Source organism: Nitratireductor aquibiodomus NL21 = JCM 21793, assembly GCF_000615975.1.
In the GTDB taxonomy this organism is placed as follows: Bacteria; Pseudomonadota; Alphaproteobacteria; order Rhizobiales; family Rhizobiaceae; genus Nitratireductor; species Nitratireductor aquibiodomus.
Window position 1 is genome coordinate 1 of sequence record NZ_BAMP01000028.1, and the last position, 16309, is coordinate 16309.

Consider the following 16309-nt stretch of genomic DNA (forward strand, 5'->3'; position numbering starts at 1 on the left):
TCCGCTCGCTGAGGATGGTGCCAAGCGCCTTTGCCACGGCCAAGGGGCCGGGCAGGATCGCGGGCAGGCTTTCGCGCGCGGCAAAGGCCCAGAGCGCGACCAGCCCCGCAAGACCCGCCAGAAAGGCGAGGCGCCGCATCATCGTCCGTAGAAGTCCGGGCCGGGGAGTGCGCCGCCAATGGCGGCGGGCTCGATGCTCATTATCTCGGCAAAAAAGGCCGCCAGCACGTCCTGCCGTTCAGGCATGGGCAGGTCCAGCGCCTGATCCTCGAAAAGCCCGCCCTCGCGCGGTCCATATGCGGAAAATGCAGGGAAAGCAGGTCTGCGGCGTTGCCGGGGTTCGCTGCAAGGGCGTGGAAAGCGGCAAGATAGGCTCCCCGGATCTGCGGATTGTTCTTAAATGCGTCGTTCACGACGACCACGCCTGCGGGCGGGCAATCGGTCAACTCAGTCGCAGCGCGCCAGAGCGTGCAAAGGTCGGCCTTGCGGCCAAGGGCGGCATCCTGCGTCAGAGCAAGGGTCGCCATCGGCTCCGCGAGCAGCGCCGTATCGACACGCCCGGCGATGAGAAGCTGCATCCCGGCGACAGGGTTGCCGGTGTAATGCGGCTGCCAGCTCTCGGAGCCGGGTTGCGCGATGCGTCGCATCATCAAGTCGGGCAGATATCCCTTGAAGGGCAGGGCGAGGGAAGCGCCTTCCAGATCGCCGAGGCGGGCGACTGGCGCACCACGCCCGACGATGGAGATGCTGCCTTCGGTGACGGTGGCCGACATGACACGCAGTCCGATTCCGCTGGCGGCGAAGATCGCCGCCGTCGGCGATGGCGCAACCGCCATTGCCGGCTGGTCCGACATTATCGTCTTGCGCAGTTCCTCCGGGCTGCCCCATGGGCGGAAGGTGAAGGTAACGCCATCGACCGGCTGGCCTTCCGCAAGTGCGATCAGCGGCGCGCTTTCCCAGATGGGTGGGCCGGTGAGGACAATCTCCGCGGCCTGAACTTGCAGGGGCAAGAGCGCAACGATCAGGGCGAGAACGCGCATGTCAGGCCTCCTTGCGGGCAGCGTCGAGCCGGAAATGCCCGAATGGCGTGGAAAGGGTCTGCGATGTGGGCCTTGTCAGCCCGGCATCGGCCATGGCTCCGGCAATCTCGCCGTCGCAGAAAGACACATCGCCGTGGCGCAGCGCAGGCAGCAGGCGGCCGATCACATGCTCGGACGGACCGGTGCGGTTTCCAGTCAACGCTTCATGAAAACTGACCAGAACCCCGCCGGGAGCCAGACGCTCCACAAGGCGCGCGATCAGCGCGTTCAGGCCGCTATCGTGGAAATAGAGCGTCATCGAACACCAGATGATGTCGAAGCGGTTTTCCGGCAGGCTGTCATTGTAGTTGCCCGGCACGATGGAAATCGGCAGATCCGATGCTTCCTGCGCGATCCGTTCTGCAACCGGCGGCAGCTCAAAGAGCGTGACGGCAAGGTCCGGGCGCAGCGAGAGGAGCCGGCGCGCGAGAACGGCCGATCCCGGTCCGATCTCCAGGAAAGACCGGGCGTCGGGCCACTCCGGCAGAGCGGTGAGGGCAGGCTCCACCACATCGGCGGCAATCGCGCGATGAAAGGCTGCAAGCGACCGGTGGCTGGCATCCCAGTGCGCGTCGTCAAAGAGGCGCGGTCCAGCCGGTTGCGCCGTGCCGGCAATCAAGGCGTCGAGGTTTTCAAGACCCGCATGGCGCGTCTGCGCCATGCTGCGGAAAGTCTCGGTCATGGCATGCGGCCCCCCGGCTGTCACAAATGGCAGGATCGCAGGGGCCGTGCGATATTGCTTTTCTTCATGTTCCATCCACCCGGAAGCAACCAGCGCCCGCAGCGCCAGTGCGAGAGATTTCGGCGGAAGGTCCATCTTCTGAGCAAGGGTTTCCACCGTTATGGGGCTCTGGCAGAGATTGAAGACCTCGCTTTCAAGCGCCCATTTCAGAAGGGCAAAGCGGATCGGCCCTTCAAGCGTTTCCAGAAGCCGCCGCGCACCGGCCTGTTGTTCCGTCGTTACCATGTCGTCCGCCAGTTCACCCCGAACGTGCGGGGACTGCCATCTTCCACCACAACGCCGCGCATCGTGTTTGCCGCCGCGCTGTAGTATTCCTGATCGAGAAGGTTCTTCGCCCAGAGCGTCAGGTCTCCGCTGCCGAATTTCCGGGATATCTCGGCATCGACGGTGACGAAACCATCCTGCTTCACGCTGTTTGCCGGGTCGAACCAGTAGCTGCCGGAACCATGCAGGCTGACGCGGCCGCTCCAGACGTCGCCGCGATGCGCCAGCGCCAGCCCCCAGGTGATGTCGGGCGCCATCGGCAGGGCGTTGCCCGACCAGTCTACGGGCACCAGTGTTCCGGCCGAAGGGTTCATCGAGGTGGTGCGGAAGGCTGTCGCCCGCGCCCTCTGCCAGCCGGCATTCGCGGCGATTTCCCACCCATGTCCCAGAGGTGCGACCAACTCGGCTTCAATGCCGTAGCTTTTCGCTTCGCCGGCATTCGAGATGAACTGGGCTGCACCGGGAATGGTCTCGGTGATCTGCTTGTCCTTCACACTGGTGTGGAAGGCGGCGAGGTTCAGAACCGCACCATTGGCAAACTCATGCTTCAGTCCCAGCTCCGCGTTCCAGCTGTATTCGGCATCGTAGCTCAGGCTGGCCGCACTGTTTGCGAAACCGTAATTGTAGCCGGCGGGCATATAGCCGCGCGCATAGCTTGCGTGGATCGTCGTCGCGTCGGAAAGGTCATAGGCTGCGGTGAATTTCGGCAGAAGGGCGGTCGATGTGTCGCTGCCCGCATAATGCAGGTTTGCCATTGGCGAGGTGAAACGCTGCCACGCATCCGAGGCTATGTGATCCACCCTGAGGCCCGCGCCGACGCGGAAGCGCTCGTTGAGGGCGTATTCGGAAAAACCATAGAGTGCCGCGCCCTTCTGGTCGATTTCCGTGTGGCGGTCGGTCGACATGGCGCCGAGGTTGAAATCGGCCTTCGTGCTCTGGCTGAACACGTTGACGCCCAGTGTCCATTTCAGCGGGCCTTCACCGGTCGAGGTCAGACGGATTTCCTGCGAAACGGTTCGGTCGCGAACATCCATCTCCGTCACGCCGAGCGGCAGGGGGGAGGCGTCGAAGTCCAGCTCGAACTCCCGGTCGAACGTGGTGAAGCCGGTGATTGCCTTCAGGTCGAAACCATCGAAGCTGTGGCCGTATTCGAGCGCATTGATGCTGCTGCGCCGGGTTTCCCAGGATGGATCGGAATAAACGCTTTCATAGCGCCCTGTCGCAAACGGTCCGGAAACATAGCGGAACTGCTCCTTGTTGAGCTTCTGGTCCTCGCCCACGGTGGTCAGCTTGAGATAGCCGCTGTCGCCCACATCCCACTGGACACCGAGGAAGCCGGTGGCGCGCTGGTTTCTGCCACCATCGTCCGCGCCCGTCACCGGGTTCCGGATCACGCCGGGGTCGCGGGCGAACTCCAGACCGAGTGAAATTGCCGGGCCGCGTTCTGCCTGCCCCGACCAGATGACCGAGCCGTTGCCACCAAAAGGCGATGCTCCCGCATCCGAGCCGAACAGACCGAGATTGACTTCTCCACCTTCGCGGCTGCCGGGGGCGATTGTGTCGAATGTCAGCAGGCCGGCTTCCGAGTTGCGCCCGAATGTGGTGCCCTGCGGCCCTTTGAGAAGCGTCACGTTCCCGGCACCGAAAAAGTGCGGTAGCTGGATTGTGCCCATGGGCAGGGGAACGCCGTTCACCATATAGCCGACCGGGTCGGACAGCGCGTTGTCGAAGGCCGACATGCCGCGAACGACCAGTCGCTTCTGGGAGTTGGCGCGCTGGAAAACCGTGTTGGCGGAGCGGGCGGCCATCGCATCGAGGTCGGGAGACACCGGCGCTGCAAGCACATCTTCGGGCAGCACCGTTGCCGTTGCGGGCGCTTTGCGCGCAAGTTCTTCCCAGTGGTTCGCGAAAATGGTGATCTCGCCCAGATGGGTCGTGCCGTCCTCGGCTCCTGCATGAACCGGCAGCAGAATGCCAGTCAGAGCCGTTGACAGGCTGAAAAGCACGGCGCGTGAAATGTGAATGCGGGACATTGATGGCCTCCTTTGCCGGAAGCCGTGCCACGAACCGCTTGGGAAAACTTGTAACCGCCGAAAACACGCTTGCGTTTTGTGAAGGGTCAGCCGTTTTTGTTGCCTCGGCGACGCCATTCGCTCGCTGTCGCGCCGAAGCGTTTGCGAAACGCGTTGGAGAGATGGCTGGCATCGGCAAATCCGCATGTCGCTGCGATATCCGTGAAGCTGCGATCGGTGTAGCGTATCATCTGCTCGGCGGTTTCGATCCGCAGCATTCGCAAGCGCTCGAAAACCGTCATGCCGGTCTCCGCCCGGAAAACATGGTTCAGCGTTACGTGGCTCATGCCGGCGGCCCGCTCCAGCTCCGGCATCGTTATCGTGTCCGCCATCCGTTCGGACAGGAGCGCGGTGATCCGGCTGACCAGAAGGGTGCGATGATCGGCCACGACACTTGAGCCGGGACAGGCTGAAAGCTCTTCGAGCGCGTGGCCGACAAGAGCGAGGCACTGACCCTCCTTGCGCAAAAGCGCGGCCGGGCCGCAGCGCTCGTCCAGCAGCATGTCCAGTTCGGCCCGTCCCGGCACGGGAAGGCGCAGACGCCGCAGCGGGCGCGTGGCGGGCAGCGCCTTTTCAAACTGATCGGAAAGGGCGGGGTCGAGGCGGGACATTGCGAGGGCTATGACGATGTTCGAGCAGCCTTCGCCTTTCTCCACGATCCGTTGCAGAGGCTTTCCGCCGGTCCGGATGATCCAGGCCTGACCACCGCCGATCTCATGCGCCGTGCCGTTGTGGCCGACAAGCTGCATCCGGCCCGAGAGATTGAAGGTCAAAAGCAGGTCGCCCGCCGGGCGGCGGACAATGTCGTCCTGCCGCATGTCCTTTGAGAAGTGGCTGCACGCCAGCACGAGCCCGGCCGTGATCCGCCGTACATCGACATGGGTTTTGCGGGGCAGGCTCGGCAGAGTGACGGTCGCCGTCGTTCCCGCCTCGACGGGTGTAAAGCGATGCGGCTCAATCAGGTTCATGCAAACATCCAGCGCAATCATCGGAACAGTCCGCGGGAACGGAAAGGTCCGAAAGCGGCGGGCCGGTGCTCCAACTGTCAAGGTGCTCTAACTGTTACAGAGCGGGCTGGCAAATCAGGCTGGCTTGCCAAGTCTGAGCAATTTCTTCCTGAGTTGCAAGGCTGTTGACTGGCAGCGGCCTGTCTGGACCGCCCCTTGATGCAATGCGGCTTGGCGGGAGGGGAAACCATCGGAGGCGGATGGCAACGAGCCCCGTCTGTCTTTCGGGGTGGGGGAGAACCGTTTCCGGTTCTCCTGAAACTCCTTTAGAAACTCACCTTCATGCCAATTCCAATCTCCCGCGGCGCGATTATCGATGCCGAAGGCTTGTTTGCCATTCTGTCGAAAGATTTCTGGATCGGCGCGCGATTGTCGAAGATGTTGTTCGCGAAGGCGAATATCTCGTAGTTCTCGGTGGGCTTGTACGACATGCGGACATTCGCGATGTAGTAAGAGCCGACGCGATAATCGATCTCGTTGATGTCGTTCGAGAAATAATCGTCCGTGAATCGCAGGTCGCCGCTCACGCGGAACGTATCGGTCACGTCCCAGTCGGCGCCCACATTGAACATGTATCCCGGAGCTTGGCGAACTCCTTGCCCTCGAACGCATTGCCACGGTAGTCGGCAAACCGTGTGATGTCGGTGCGCAGAAGACCAAGACCGCCGCGCAGTCGCAGATTATCGAGCACCTGATAATCGGCGCTCAGTTCCAGTCCGTAGGCGTCGGCGCGGTCGGCATTGATGATGATCGAGCCAAAGGGGCGCCCGTCAGGAAGATAATCCGTGACCGAGCGCTGCGAGCCCTTGTAGCGGGTGTAGAACAGATTGCCCGTGATCGACAGGCGGTTGTCGAGAAGATTGGCGCGCGCGAAAAGCTCGTAGTTCCAGGCGGTTTCCTCATCGAACGTGTAATATTCTCCGCCATGGAAGTTCACGCCCGTACCGCCGGGAAGATAGCCACGGCTTATCAGACCGCCGACGGTGAAATCGTCGGTCACGTCATAAGCCAGGGAGATGCTGGGCAGGATGGCGTCAAACGTCTTTTCGTAGTCATGCCGCACGCCGGGGACATAACTCGAAACCCCGTCATGCCCGATACGGTCGTTCTGGTAGCGAAGACCGCCGGTCAGCGCCCAGCGTTCCGCAAGACGCCAGTTCACCTCCGAGAAGATGCCGACGCTCTGATGCGTCAGGTCGGCATCGGCTGAGCCGAGAACATTGTTGAATTTGTTGTGCGCCCTGTCATTGGAATAGTAGATGCCGGCAACGCCACTCCAGACGGAATCCTCATTGCCGAAATTGACGCGAAACTCGTTCGAGAGATTTTCGTAGTCGCGGCTTGCCAGACCGGAGAACGGTTCGGCAAAGGTGAAATCATAGGTTCCGTCCGAATATTGAAGCTGGTTCCTCAGGACCACATCGTTGCCGAAATCATATTTCAGATCGAAGATGCCTGTGTCGGTTCGGGTTCTGACGCTGTCGACATAGACGGTCTCGTTTTCGAGATTGTCGTAGGGATAGGTCGCGGCCTCGTCGGATGGGCGTTTGATCTGCGTGCGCGAATAGGTGAGCTTTGCCTGCAATCCGGGTATTTCGCCTGGCTCCCACAGAAGCTTCATGCGCGCATTGATGTCCCGAAAGTCCTGGTCCATGTCGCGTGCGGTGAAGGCCGGATTTGTGTAATCGATGAAGGTCTCGCGACCGCTGTAATCGAACGCGAAGCGCGCTGCGAGATCCTGCATGATCGGCCCGTTGGCCATGAAGGAAACACGCTTCTTCTCATAACTGCCATAGAGAACCTGGCCGGCCAGTTCCTGCGTGAAGGTCGGATCTTTCGTGTTGACGATGACCGCGCCCGCCATGCTGTGTGCGCCCTGCGTTGTGGTCTGCGGCCCGCGGAAAACCTCAATGGAATCGACGTCCCACATGGACGCCGCTCCGTAGTCCAGTTCGGACGGGTTGAGATAGCGGCCATCGACACTGATCGTCGCGCGCGGGATCGGCTTGGCGAGATAGGCATTCCCCTTCACGATAGGGCCTTTGGTGTCGATGCCACGAATGATCGGCGCATCGACATTGTTCGTGAACAACACGTTGGGAATGCCCTGAAGCATGTCCGCAACGGTTCCCGCGTCGGGCTTCTGCTCAATATCGTCTGCCGTTACCACGGAAACCGAAACGGCAGTGTCCTGCAGAGAACGATCCATTTTCTGCCCGGTCACGGTTATGGCTGGCAGGGTCGTTGTCTCGGCATAGCCGTTTTGCTCCTGCGCAACTGCCACTCCCTGCAGGGCGCCCGTCGAACATGCGGTGAGTGCGGTGGTTAGCAACAAGCGGCGGCAATCAGCAATTCTTCCGGCCCGAATGCGGTCCCCAAGGCTCATTTCTGAGTTCCTTTCCAGCGTTTTTGGATTTTCTTGATTTTCCGGAACTGGCTGGGGTGTTTCGCTTGAAAAAACCGTTGCTTGTTCGGGATTGAAGCTTAGTCCCGTATGTGTTTCGCCTCTCCTCGAAGCCGCATGCCGGACGCTTGAACCTGGACCCGCAAACGGCTGCTGCATGCGCGAACGGATGTCTTCACGTACAAACTCTGAGGATGAGGGAGCATTGCCCCCGTGCGTGGAATCGATATTAGTTTATATATACTAAACTAAAATGTGATACCGGTCAATGTGAAGGCTGGAGATCCCGCCAATCGGCATAGCGAAGCGCAGCATTGCTTGAGGCGCGGATTGTGTCGCCCTATGGTCCCGCATTGTCAGTGGTCCGGGTCAGCAGTCCGGGTCAGTAATCTGGCGCGTACGGCTTGCCACCGAAGAAAGAAGCGCATGAACAGTGAAGAAACACCGCCTGCGCGGGGGCGCCCGCGGACCATTACCCGCGAACGCCTTGCAGATGCGGGTATCGAAATGGGTCTGCCCGATCTCACCATCGTAGGCGTTGCCAAACGCCTCGGTGTGAGCCAGATGGCGCTCTACAAGCGGATCGAGAATCTTGCTGCACTCAAGTGCCTGGTCGCAGAGGAAATCTTCGAGCGATGGCCGCTTCCGGAGACGCATGGCAAAGGCTGTGAGAATCTGGAGGGCTACCTTGCCGCGTTCAGCGAATCCATGTGGCGGCTCATCGGCGCCCATCCCGGACTCGCGCCCTTTCTGCTCCGCCGCGACACGATAACACCGCCCATGATGGCAAAGATCGATGCCCATCAGGTGCATGTGGCGAACGCTTATGGAATCTCCAGATCGCGGTCGCACTGGCTGCTTTTCACCATAGCCTATCACTGCGTCGCATTGGCCGATACCGTGCGCGAGGATGCGCAGAGCATCACCGCTCTTTCAGGCGACAAGCTCGCCGGGACAAAGGGACTGGATGCGATAGACGCCGAACATGCGCTCGGCGTCCGTGCCTCATCACGGGGGCACTGAAGCTCCTCGAACAGGCCGACATACCATTGATTGACGATATGCGGTGACGCCGGGTCTGCTTCAGACATCATGACCGGTCATTCACCATAGCCCCTGATGACATCGTCGATCATCAGTTCCAGGGAAGTCACACTGGCGGCCGTCACATACCAGGCCTCCGCATCCACGAAGATCACGCGCCCGTTCTTCCAGGCTTCGGTCTGACGCAGCAGCGGGTTGCCCATGGTTTCGGCATTCAGGGTTGGGCGCTGTTCCATCACCGCCGTCCGGTCGATGATAAACAGAATGTCCGGGTTGGTTTCCTGAATGAACTCGCTGGAGATCGGCTGTCCGTGAAGACCGGTTTCAGCTTTCTCGCTCGCCGGTTTCACGCCGAACGCATCGAACACGAAGCCATAGCGCGATTGCACGCCAAACGAGCTGAAGGCACCATTGTTGTGCATCACGATCAATGCCTTTTCGGGGCGATCCTTCGTGACCTGTTTTACGTCTTCCAGCTTTTTGTCGAGGGAAGCCGCTTTCTCATCCGCGATCTTCTCTTTGCCGAACACCTGCCCCAAAGTCGCGAGATGCTCTTTCACCACCTCCACATGACCGTTGGCGCTGTTGCGGTAGTCCACATCGAAATGAATGGTCGGAGCAATGCTGCTCAGTTCCTCATAATGCTGCGCCTGTAGCGGCGAAATCAGAATGAGGTCGGGCTTCAGTGCATGAACGCTTTCCAGATTGGGTTTGACGATGAAGCCCAGATCGGCCACCGCCTCATCGTCCTTGTACTTCTTGAGAAAGTGCGGAACGAAATCCTTCACCGTTCCGGCAACCGGCACGCCGAGCTGGTCGAGGAAATCGACCTCGTTCATGTCCAGTGCGGCGACACGTTCGGGCCGCTGCCCGATCACCGTCTCGCCCAGCCCGTGCGTGACCGTGATCGGCGCGAATGCACTCGCGGCCTGCTCGTCTGCGGCAGGTTGCGCCGGGGCTTCGGCCGCCTTGTTGTCGCAACCCTGAAGGCCCAGAACCGCAGCAAGCAGAAGGGCGGAAGCCCAGCGCCCGCGTTTAATGTCCAACATCATCGTATGTCTCCTGTCGGGGTGGGGTGTTTTGTGGTCGTCATGCCGTGCCTCTCCTGCGCATCACCAGCGCGAGGAAATAGGCTCCGCAGACGAAATTGATGAGGATGCCGACCGTGGTCTTGTGATCGAAGACATGCTCCACCAGAAGCTGCGCGAGGATAAAAACGGCCATTGCCGTCGCACAGCCCAACGACAGCGTGATGCGGTGCTTCATGGTTCCGGCCAGCGCATAGGCGATGTTGGCCACGAAAATGCCCATGAAAGCGGTGGGGCCGAGAAGGCTGGTGGAGACGGCCACGAGAATGGCGATCAGGGCGAGCAGGAATGTCACCCGCCGCTGATAATCCACGCCCAGCGAGATGGCGTGATCCCTGCCGAGCGCGAGAACGTCGAGCGTCGGCAGCGTCCTGTAGACGAGGATGCACACGAGCCCCACAAGCGGCACGGCATAGACCAGTTGCGCGGCGCGCACCCGGTCGAAGGACGCCTGGCTGAAACCCTGAAAGATGGCGAACTCGCCGGGGCTGATCTTGAGTTGCACGAATTGTGTGAAGGTGCTGATGACCATGGTCAGCACCAGCCCTAGAAGAAGCAGGAAATAGACATTGTTCCTGCCATCCCTGAAAAGCCAGCGGTGGATACTCCAGGAATAGGCGAGCATGAGCAGGATCGAGATGGCGATGTTGCCGTGTTGGCCGAGAAGCGCCAGGCTCTGTGTGCCCAGAAGCAGGATCAGGAGGGCCTGAAGAAAAAGATAGACCGCCTCATAGCCCATCACGGCCGGCGTCAATATGCGATTGCCGGCAATGGTCTGGAACAGGATCGAAGAGACAGCCACGCAGATGCCGCCAAGGCCGATGGCCGCCAGCCGAACCAGCCGCCTCGGGATCACATAGTTGAAATCGTAGCCGGACCGCAGAAGAACCAGCGTCAGCGCCAGAACGATCACGGCGGACCAGAGGGCAAAGGGACGCGCCAGCCTCTTCATCGGTTTTTCCTGATGATGAGCGCGAGGAACACGATGCCGCCTACGCTGCCCGCCGTAAGGCCGATGGGCACCTCATAGGGGTAGATGAGCAGCCGCCCGAGAATGTCGCAGGCAAGCAGAAGCGATGCGCCGCCCAGCGCCACGAGCGGCAGGGTTCGGCCAAGATTGTCACCCCGGTAAAGCGCCACCAGATTGGGAACCACGAGGCCGACGAACGGGATCGTTCCGACCGTGATGACCGTTGCCGAAACGGTGATGGCGACCAGAAGCAGGCCGAGCGTCACCGTTGCCGAATAGCTGAGGCCAAGGCTTGTGGCCATGCCTTCGCCCATGCCCAAAATCGTGAAGCGATGGGCAAAGAGATAGGTAACGGCGACAATCGGCAGAACAAGATAGACGATCTCGTAATTGCCCTGAACGATCTTTGAAAAGTCGCCGAGGAGCCACCCCTGCATGCTCTGCAATATGTTGTTCCGGTATGCGTAGAACTCGGCAATGGCGCTCAATACGCTGCCATACATGAGACCGACGACGGGAACGAGCACCGTGTTGCGGAACTGGATCCGGCGGATGATCGCGACATAAATCAGGCTCGCGCCGAAACAGAAGACCAGCGCAAGCAGCATCCGTGTCGTGGCACCGGAAGCGGGAAAAGTGATCAGCGCCACCAGAATGCCAAGCTTGGCGGCATCAAGCCCGCCGGAGGTTGCCGGCTCGACAAATCTGTTGCGCACGATCTGCTGAAGGATGACGCCGCAGATCGAAAGCCCGACGCCGGTCAGGACCAGCGCCGCAAGGCGCGGGAAACGGCTTGCCGTCAGCGTAAGCCAGGCATCGTCGTCGAGTGCGAGAACGTCGCTCCACGCAACCTGCTTCACGCCGACCAGAAGGGAGGCAAGGCAAAGGCTGAGGAACAGGAGAGGGAAGGCCGCGCGTGTCATGGTCCGCCTGGGGTCATACGAATGGGGCCTGATCCTAAGGTGTGGCGGCGATATGCCAGCCCTTCGCCGCCTGCCGCTGTTTCAGAAAGCGGGCATAAAGCCCGTCCTGAGCGCGCAGTCCATCGTGCGACCCTTCTTCACGGATTTGTCCGGCATCGAGCACCACGATCCGGTCGGCCATGGCGACGGTTGAAAGCTGGTGCGCGATCACGATCAGGGTGCGCTTGCCGCGCAGGCGCGACAGCGTTTCGGCGATTGCCGCCTGATTTTCCGCATCGAGTGCAGCCGTGGCTTCGTCGATCAGAAGGATCGGCGCATCCTTGATGAGCGCACGGGCAATCGAAATGCGCTGGCGCTCGCCGCCGGAGAGACGCGCGCCGCCTTCGCCCACGACCGTCTCCAGCCCATCCGGCATGCGCGCGACAATTCTCTCCACGCCGGCCTGCCTGATCGCCTCCGCCAATTCGGCATCGCTTGCATCCGGCCTGCCGATGCGGATGTTCTCGGCAATCGTTCCCTGAAAAAGATAGGTGTCCTGGAAAATCTGGCTGATCTGGCCGGCAAGCCGCTCGCCTGTCATGTGGCGCACATCCACCCCGCCCACCAGAACACTGCCGCTCTCCACATCGAAGAAACGTGCAACCAGCCGCATGAGCGTTGTTTTGCCCGAACCGGACGCGCCCACCAGCGCGACCATGCTGCCCGGCTCAACCTTCAGATCGATGCCCTGCAACAGAGGAGGCTGATCGGCGGCATAGCGGAAGGTGACGTTGCGCAGCTCGACGGAGGCGTTTTTCGGCTCGCGGGGCGCTTCCGGCTCGGCGAGGGGGCTGATTGCCAGTATCTCGCGCACCGCCTCAAGCTGGTTGCGCGCGCCGCGCAGCGCCTCGCCATAGCCCGCCACGTCCAGAAGCGGTTCCACAAAACGATTGGACAGAAGCAGGGCCACCACCAGCCCGATCACCGGGCCGGCTTCCAGCCCTGCGCCCAGGCGCGCCTGAATGTCCACCACAGCAACCATGAGCAAAGCCGCCAACACGGCCTGCACCACCCATGAATTGAGCACGACGGAAGCGGTCGACAGCAGGATCAGCTCTCTGCCGGACCGGCGTTGCCGGTCGATGGCCTGTTCGAGGAAACGGGTGCCGCCGCCTTCACCGTTGAAGGCTCGCAACACCGATTGCGCCTGTGCGAACTCGATCATGCGCTGGCTCGTCCGGGCGGCATTGCGATGATAGGTCTCGTCTGCACGTCTTCCGAAACGCGCCGCGATCACGAACACGGCGGAAAACACGGGAAGCGCCAGAAGTGCGATCAGCCCCATCTGCCATTGCAGCGCAAACAGCACCACCACGATGACGACCGGCGTCACCGCGCCGCTGAAAACAGGCGTGAAGACATGGGCGGGCAGTTGCGCGATCTCCATCATGCCGTTGGAAACCGCATGATTGAGGCGGGCGGTGTTTTCCGGGGTAAACCAGCCGATCGGGAGGCGCGCGACGTGATCGCCGATGCGATGCCGCGCGCCCTGCAATACGACGATGCCCACTCCGATGCCGGCCTTCTCCACCTGCCGCCGCCATGCCCAGCAGGCAACGACGCCGACAAGGAGCACGCACAGCCAGAGCGCCGATCCATGCGCGTCACCGGCCAGAAGCCGCGTCAGAACCGGCACCAGAGCCGCAATGGTGAGGCCGCTCAGAAGCCCGTAGAGCACCGCCATCCATACATAGCGGCGGAAAATGGGCGCATCTTCTCCAAGAAGCTGGATAAAGGTTCTCATCATGGCGCCACCGCCTCTTGCACGGCATCGGCATAGCCGCCCGATTGCCAGAGCCGGGCATAGGCTCCGCCGGCGGATAGCAGTTGCGCGTGGGTGCCTTGTTCGCGGATCGCGCCGTCTTCCATCACGACAATCCGGTCCGCGTGCCTGATGGTGTCGAGCCGATGCGCGACGACAAGCAGCGTGCGCCCGCGCGCCATGCGGGAAAGGGCCTTTTGTATTGCCGCCTCGTTTTCGGCATCGGCGGCGGATGTCGCCTCGTCGAGCACCATAACGGGCGGATCCAGCAAAACGGCGCGGGCGATGCAGATGCGTTGCTCCTCGCCGCCGGAGAGTTTTGCGTCCTCGCCAATGACCGAGTCGTAGCCGCGCGGCAAAGCCAGAATGCGCTCGTGAATGCTGGCCGCTTGTGCCGCCGCCTCCACCTGCTGCCGGCTGGCGGAAGGCCGGCCGAGCGCAATGTTGTCGTAAACGCTCGCGTTAACAAGCCGCACGTCCTGCAGAACGAAACCGATGGACCGGTAGAGCTGCGAGGTTTCGATCAGACGCAGATCCGCACCGCCGAGCAGAATGCGCCCTTCCGTTGGATCGAAAAACCGCAGAAGCAGACGCGCGAGCGTCGATTTGCCCGCCCCCGATGCACCCACAACCGCAGTGACGGTGCCGGGCGCAAGTGTGAGATCGATGCTGGAAAGCACCGCATTCTGCCCGTCATAGGCATAGCCGACATTCTCGAAACGAACCTCCGTTCCGGCGGGAACCTGTAGCGTTCCCGGAGCGGGTTGTTCCAGACGTTCGGTTTCAAGCAGCGCCTGCACGCGCTGCGCGGCAGCCGTGCCATCGGCAACGCCATGCGAAATGAAACCGAGCAGCATCAACGGCCCGGAAATGCCGGGTGCGATCAGCGCGAAGGGCAGCACATCGACCGGCGCTATCCAGCCGAGGCTCACGAAAAGAGTGCCGAATGCCAGCACGACACCAAGGACCGTCACCGGCGCGATGATCGCATTGGCGTTGGCCAGTGGCGCGACAAGAGGCTGGGTGAAGCTCAGAAACGCTTTCGTAAAGGCGTCCACCGCCTCGCGATATGCGCCATGCGCCTTGCCGCTGACGCCGAAAGCCTTGACGACCGGAATGCCGTTTACGAACTCGATCACCGCATTGTTGATCCGCGCCTGGCCGGTGACGAATTGTGTCATGCGCTCTTCGCTGATCGCCTTCTTCGCCGCGCCGAAGATCAGATAGTAGAAAGGGAAGGGAAGCAGCGAGGCGATCGCCATGCGCCAGTCCACGACAAGCATGTAGACGACGGAGAACAGGATCGCGCCCCCGGCGCGCCCGAGCGTGGTGTAGTAATGCGCGGTCAGTTCGTGCAGCGTGCCGATGTCGTCCTGCATCGCCTGTTTGACTTCGCCCGACGCTCGGCTGCTGAACCAGCCGAGAGGCACACGGGAAAGCCGCTCCACCAGCGCACGCCGCAGACCGTGGGTCAGGCGGTTGTCAGCCAAATGCGCGGCCAGTTCGCCAGCGGCGATCAGCGCCAGTCCAAGGAAGAGGCAGGCGAAACTTGCCAGCGCGATGAGCCAGATACCGCCTTGCGCACCCTCGGCTCCGGCCCCGTTAATGGCGATCTTTGCGATTTGCGCCATTCCCGCCAACGGTGCCAGCGTGAGCATCGAGCCCAAGCCCGTCAACGCGACAGCAACAATCAAACGACCACGAACTGGGCGCAGCAATTCGCGGATGGGACTTGAGCCTTGGAGTTTCACTGGGTTCGTACGTTCAGCATTGTTTTTGTGTGCAGCCCTGAACAAAACCACCGGACCGACCGGGTGCAGGCGGCGGAAAAGAACTCTCTGCTGTTGGCTGTGCGCAGGAAAAACTGCGGGTGGCTTGCCTCACGTCAAGCGCGAGCAGCGTAATTTGTTTATATAGAATAAACTAAAAAAATATCAGGGTCAACGGATCGTTCATCCGCCCCTCGCCAATTGAGCAAAGCCTTATCCAGTGGCTTTTGGTGATTTTTGATCGACGTTCATGGCTGCGAGACCGAGATGGGCGCAGTGTGGAACAATGAGGCAGGCCAGACCAAAGATGATGCCCGACACCGGGCGATCATGCTGACGGCGCTGACTGCATTGGCTGGCGGCGCGCTTCTGCAGCCGGATCGCTCTTCTGCGCAAGGGGCGTCTCGTTGCCAGGGGCCATGGCATCACATGCTAAATGGGTGCGTTTTCCAGAACTTCACCATGTATGTTTGCTCTGTCTTTGGGGCTGGCTGCCGTGTAATGCCTGATGCGAAACGCGATGCAATTTAGTCTGTTATCAACAAACGAGTGCTTGTCGCTGATCAATGGTTGTTGAAGGTGGGTGTCTGATTTTTATGGCGGCAAACATATTGCGTATGGGATGCGCCCTTCGGACTCCAATGGCGGAAAAATAAAGATGACAATAAAAGTCATATTAAATACAATGCACAATTTCAGGGTGGCATTTTCGAGGGCGGCACTTGCCGGAAGCTTTGCAGGGTTTGATCAGACGGGATATCGCGTCGGATAGCGCGAGTGGATATGTCTTGACCCGACAGATCAGGGCGGGTCTGCAGGCCAGTTTCTGTGATGTCACTTACACGCGTGATACTATCTTGCGAGCGGATGTCCCGCCGTCTGTTTTCATTGGTGTCCTGGTTGGTCGCGATGCGTCAAACCTTCGTGTTTCGGGGACCGGAACAGTAGACATCCTCCCACATATCCCGCTTGTGGCCCGCCTTCCCACTGAGCGGGAATGTATAGGTATGCATAAGTCCGGCGCGCGCTGTCTGAATGTGGGTCTGTCGCTTTCGCACGAATGCATTCAATCCATGCTGGAAGACTATGGCGAAGAGAGCATGGGCGCGATCGCGCGGTTTCCGGAGGTACTGGGGATCTGCGCAC

At 60.9% G+C, this 16309-nt stretch carries 12 protein-coding genes and 1 pseudogene; 2 read left to right on the forward strand and 11 right to left on the reverse strand.

The genetic code is table 11. The features are described 5' to 3' along the window. Positions 1–200: 200 nt before the first annotated feature. The 6 genes from JCM21793_RS25165 to JCM21793_RS25170 all read right to left on the reverse strand — a co-directional run bounded on the left by JCM21793_RS25165 (position 201) and on the right by JCM21793_RS25170 (position 7448). Positions 201–1040, reverse strand: coding sequence for an ABC transporter substrate-binding protein (locus JCM21793_RS25165; protein ID WP_202901414.1), 840 nt, complete (start codon positions 1038–1040; stop codon positions 201–203). A gap of 1 nt (position 1041) precedes the next feature. Next, positions 1042–2046, reverse strand: coding sequence for a class I SAM-dependent methyltransferase (locus tag JCM21793_RS09960; protein WP_025030258.1), 1005 nt, complete (start codon positions 2044–2046; stop codon positions 1042–1044). After that, positions 2040–4118, reverse strand: a complete 2079-nt coding sequence (locus JCM21793_RS09965) for a TonB-dependent receptor (protein ID WP_025030259.1) — start codon at positions 4116–4118, stop codon at positions 2040–2042. The genes JCM21793_RS09960 and JCM21793_RS09965 overlap by 7 nt, the downstream gene beginning before the upstream one ends. Positions 4119–4204: 86 nt before the next feature. Continuing rightward, the gene (locus JCM21793_RS09970; RefSeq protein ID WP_244439714.1) at positions 4205–5125 is read right to left on the reverse strand and encodes a helix-turn-helix domain-containing protein; all 921 of its coding nucleotides are present in this window, start codon (positions 5123–5125) and stop codon (positions 4205–4207) included. 305 nt (positions 5126–5430) lie between these two features. Beyond that, positions 5431–5736, reverse strand: coding sequence for a TonB-dependent receptor (locus JCM21793_RS30215; RefSeq protein WP_051556156.1), 306 nt, complete (start codon positions 5734–5736; stop codon positions 5431–5433). After that, the gene (locus JCM21793_RS25170) at positions 5706–7448 is read right to left on the reverse strand and encodes a TonB-dependent receptor (RefSeq protein ID WP_051556157.1); all 1743 of its coding nucleotides are present in this window, start codon (positions 7446–7448) and stop codon (positions 5706–5708) included. Before JCM21793_RS25170 ends, JCM21793_RS30215 begins: the two co-directional genes overlap by 31 nt. 546 nt (positions 7449–7994) lie before the next feature. On the opposite strand from JCM21793_RS25170, the gene JCM21793_RS25175 reads away from it, so the two are divergent. Further along, positions 7995–8591 carry a TetR/AcrR family transcriptional regulator gene (locus tag JCM21793_RS25175; RefSeq protein WP_036540077.1) on the forward strand — a complete coding sequence of 199 codons (597 nt, stop codon included), beginning with the start codon at positions 7995–7997 and terminating at the stop codon, positions 8589–8591. 77 nt (positions 8592–8668) lie between these two features. Here the strand turns inward: JCM21793_RS25175 and JCM21793_RS09985 are convergent, their stop codons facing one another. From JCM21793_RS09985 to JCM21793_RS10005, 5 genes are read right to left on the reverse strand one after another with little or no spacing between them, the layout of a single operon-like run. Continuing rightward, complete coding sequence (locus tag JCM21793_RS09985; RefSeq protein WP_025030261.1) at positions 8669–9664, reverse strand: siderophore ABC transporter substrate-binding protein; 996 nt, start codon at positions 9662–9664, stop codon at positions 8669–8671. A gap of 37 nt (positions 9665–9701) precedes the next feature. Beyond that, the gene (locus JCM21793_RS09990; RefSeq protein WP_025030262.1) at positions 9702–10652 is read right to left on the reverse strand and encodes an iron chelate uptake ABC transporter family permease subunit; all 951 of its coding nucleotides are present in this window, start codon (positions 10650–10652) and stop codon (positions 9702–9704) included. Beyond that, positions 10649–11593 (reverse strand): ABC transporter permease, encoded by a 945-nt coding sequence (locus JCM21793_RS09995; protein ID WP_025030263.1) that lies wholly within the window; start codon positions 11591–11593, stop codon positions 10649–10651. Before JCM21793_RS09995 ends, JCM21793_RS09990 begins: the two co-directional genes overlap by 4 nt. Before the next feature lie 34 nt (positions 11594–11627). Beyond that, on the reverse strand, positions 11628–13379 hold the full coding sequence (locus JCM21793_RS10000) for an ABC transporter ATP-binding protein (protein ID WP_025030264.1): 1752 nt from the start codon (positions 13377–13379) through the stop codon (positions 11628–11630). After that, on the reverse strand, positions 13376–15025 hold the full coding sequence (locus JCM21793_RS10005) for an ABC transporter ATP-binding protein (RefSeq protein ID WP_202901415.1): 1650 nt from the start codon (positions 15023–15025) through the stop codon (positions 13376–13378). Before JCM21793_RS10005 ends, JCM21793_RS10000 begins: the two co-directional genes overlap by 4 nt. Before the next feature lie 926 nt (positions 15026–15951). Between JCM21793_RS10005 and JCM21793_RS31710 the strand changes: the two are divergent. Then, a pseudogene (locus JCM21793_RS31710) lies at positions 15952–16272 on the forward strand (hypothetical protein); the annotation flags it as partial. Positions 16273–16309 lie beyond the last annotated feature (37 nt).